The following is a 3131-nucleotide window of genomic DNA, read 5'->3' on the forward strand; positions in this document are numbered from 1 at the left end:
CCCTGCCCATCCAGTTCGATCCCGCGCTCAACACCTGGATCGTCAGCTCGCGCAACCCGAACCTGCGCATCATGGGGCACTTCAACACGCCCATCGATGCCGGCAACGGGCAGACGTATCTGGGCTGCGGCTTCCTCGTCGCCGTGAACCCGTCATTCCTGCAGGTCGTGCGATACCGCGGCCGCTACCTGCTGCGTGACGGCTACCACCGCTCGCTGGTCCTGTTGTCCCGGGGCGTGACCCATGCACCGGTGCTGTTTCGCGACGCCGGGGATCTCGACGTCCTGGGGCGAGGGCCGGGCATGCTGCCGGAGCCGTCATTCCTGGGTGAACGGCCGCCGATGTTGGGCGACTACCTGTCCGACACGGTGTCTGCCGCCGTGCGCGCACCGGCATCGCAGAAGATGATCGTCATCCAGGGGCTTGAGATGAGCCCGTTCGGCTAGGCCCAGAGCCGTGACAGGGTCTCGGCAAAGCGCTGCGCGATGCCGGCGCTGTCCTGCGCGGCGCCCTGGCGCACGACGACCCGGCCCGCGACGCCGACCTCGCTGAACGCCGGCGCATCGGTGGCGAAGACCAGAGCATCCAGTGCCAACCCGGGCGGCACGCCCAGCAGGCCAGCGGTCCGCATGTCCAGCACCAGCCAATCGGCCCGTGCGCCGGTTTCCAGCCCCCAACGCGCAAAGCCGGCGGCCGCACCACCGCCGGCGCGCAGGCGCTCGAACAGGTGCGCGGCGGTCGAGGGCTGGCCCTGCTGCGGCGCGGCCGAGACATTGCGCTGGCGCAAGTGCAGGCGCTGGCCGTAGTCGAGCAGCCGCAGCTCGGCCGGCCAGGCGCGGCCGACATGGCTGTCGGAGCCGAGCGACAGCACCGTGCCGGCCCGCAGCCAGCGCGGCAGGTCGGTGAGGCCATCGCCGAGGTTCGCTTCGGTGCTGGGGCAGATCACCACGCCGGCGCCGCCGCGGGCGACGGTGTCGATCTCCTGCGGCGTGGCATGCGTGGCATGCACCAGCTGCCAGCGCGCGTCCAGCGCCACATGCGCGGCCAGCCATTCGATCGGCCGCCGGCCGGTGGCGGCCAGGCAGTCGTCGACTTCGCCGGTCTGCTCGGCGATGTGGATGTGGATCGGCGCATCGTCGCCGGCCAGCGCGTCGGCCAGCCGGGTGATGGCTTCGGGCGAGGCGGCCCGCAGCGAGTGGATCGCCACGCCGGCATTCACGCGTGGCTGCCGCAGCGCGCGGATGCCATCACGCAAAGTCAGCAGCAGCTGCACATCGGTCGCGAAGCGGCGCTGATCCTCGCGCAGCTGCGGTTGCGTAAAGCCGGCGCGCTGGTACAGCACCGGCAGCAGCGTCAGGCCGATGCCGGTGGCCTGCGCGGCGCGCAGCAATGCGTGGCTCATCGCCAGCGGGTCGGCATAGGGCCGGCCGTCGGGTGCATGGTGCAGGTAGTGGAACTCGCAGACCTGGGTGTAGCCGCCTTGCAGCAGTTCGGCGTACAGCTGCGTGGCCACCGCTTCCAGCGCCTCGGGGGCGATGCGCAAGGCCACGCAGTACATGCGGTCGCGCCAGCTCCAGAAGTCGTCCTGTTCGCCTTCGCGGCGCTCGGCCAGGCCGGCAAAGGCGCGCTGGAACGCATGGCTGTGTGCGTTGACCAGGCCCGGCAGCAGCGGACCGGCCAGCACACGGGCCTGCGGCGGCGCCGGCACATCGGGCTGCATCGCGGCCCAGTGGCCGTCGGCGCCGATCTGCAGCAGCACGCGCTGCTGCCAGCGGCCGGCGATCCAGGCCTGCGGCGCCCAGAGCCAGGTGCAATCACTCATCACGGCACCCAGTCCAGCATCGTCTGCACCAGCCTGCGCAGCACCGGTTCCACCTGCGCGGCGCGATCGTCATGCCACGCAAAAGCTGCGGCCTCGTCCATGTAGGTGGACCAGCACATCTCCAGCTGCACTGCATGGATGCCTTGTTCGGGCCGGCCATAGTGGCGCGTGATGTGGCCGCCCTTGAAGCGGCCGTCGACGATGTGCGTGAAGCGCTGCTGCCCGGCCAGCACGGCGGCCAGTGCCAGGCGCAGATCGGGTGCGCAGCTGCGGCCCGCGGCGGTGCCCAGGTTCAGGTCCCAGAGCCTGCCGTCGAACAGCCAGGGCAGTTCCGACTTGATGCTGTGGCCATCGAACAGCAGCACATGGCCATGGGCCGCGCGCAGGCGGTTCAGCTCGGTGTTCAGTGCGTCGTGGTAAGGCCACCAGTAGTTCGTGAGGCGGCGGGTGATCTCGGCCGCGTCCGGCGCCTGGCCTTCGCGGTACAGCGCGTCGCCGGTGAAAAAGCGTGTCGGGCAGAGTTCGGTGTTGTTGGCGCCGGGGTACATCGGCACGTTCTCCGGCGGCCGGTTCAGGTCGATCAGGTAGCGGCTGTAGCGCGGCACCAGCATCGTTGCGCCCAGTTCTCGGGCAAAGCCGTACAGCCGGTCGAGGTGCCAGTCGGTGTCCTCGACGGCGAGCGCCCGGCCGACATAACGTTCTTTCTGATCGTCCGGCAACAGCGTGCCGACATGCGGCAGGCTGATCAGCAGCGGCTTGTCGCCGCGGTGCAGGGTGTAAACATCGTGGTTCATGGCAGTGGCTTCACGGCGCCGCGTTGGTTCTGTATGGGCTTCTGGGTGAGGGCAGTCTTCGGCCCTGAGCGGCCTTCGGGGATTGCGAAATGCAGACGTCCGGGGCGTGTTGCCGAGGCCCGTGATCATGCGTTGCACTGCGCCGGGATTCCGCCCCGGCAGGCGGGTCACTTTCTTGTAGCCACAAGAAAGTAACCAAAGAAGGGCTTGAAAACCAAACGTTCATCTGTGTCTCCGTCACTCCAGCACGGAGGCACAATTGTGAACACGCCCCTGGCATTCTTAATACCCCGAACCGTCGGTCGCCAGATTGGCAATTAAACCGCACTGGCATACGAAAGCTTGCGTGGTTTGCACGAATGGGCGCACCGCGCCCGGCGAACAGAGAAGGCGGCGCCCCGCTTTCGAATGCCAGGGTGTGTTCACTGCCAATCTGGTGACCGACGGTTCGGGGTATTAAGAACGCCGGGGAGGTGCCGCCACTGGCGCTGCAGGACTGCGCGTGCGGAGGCACA

At 68.6% G+C, this 3131-nt stretch carries 2 protein-coding genes and 1 pseudogene; 1 reads left to right on the plus strand and 2 read right to left on the minus strand.

All coding sequences use genetic code 11. From position 1 onward, the window contains the following. Positions 1 to 446: pseudogene (locus VLK61_RS26165) on the plus strand (hypothetical protein); the annotation flags it as partial. On the opposite strand, the gene VLK61_RS26170 reads toward VLK61_RS26165, so the two are convergent. Together VLK61_RS26170 and hutG are read right to left on the minus strand one after the other, a co-directional pair. Continuing rightward, positions 443 to 1822 (minus strand): formimidoylglutamate deiminase, encoded by a 1380-nt coding sequence (locus VLK61_RS26170; protein ID WP_325425540.1) that lies wholly within the window; start codon positions 1820 to 1822, stop codon positions 443 to 445. The pseudogene VLK61_RS26165 and the gene VLK61_RS26170 overlap by 4 nt on opposite strands. Continuing rightward, positions 1822 to 2616: an N-formylglutamate deformylase gene (gene hutG / locus VLK61_RS26175; RefSeq protein WP_325425542.1), complete on the minus strand. Its 795-nt coding sequence runs from the start codon at positions 2614 to 2616 to the stop codon at positions 1822 to 1824. Before hutG ends, VLK61_RS26170 begins: the two co-directional genes overlap by 1 nt. Between the last annotated feature and the right edge of the window lie 515 nt (positions 2617 to 3131).

Origin of the sequence: Aquabacterium sp. (assembly GCF_035476535.1) — a bacterium.
Lineage (GTDB): Bacteria > Pseudomonadota > Gammaproteobacteria > Burkholderiales > Burkholderiaceae_C > Pseudaquabacterium.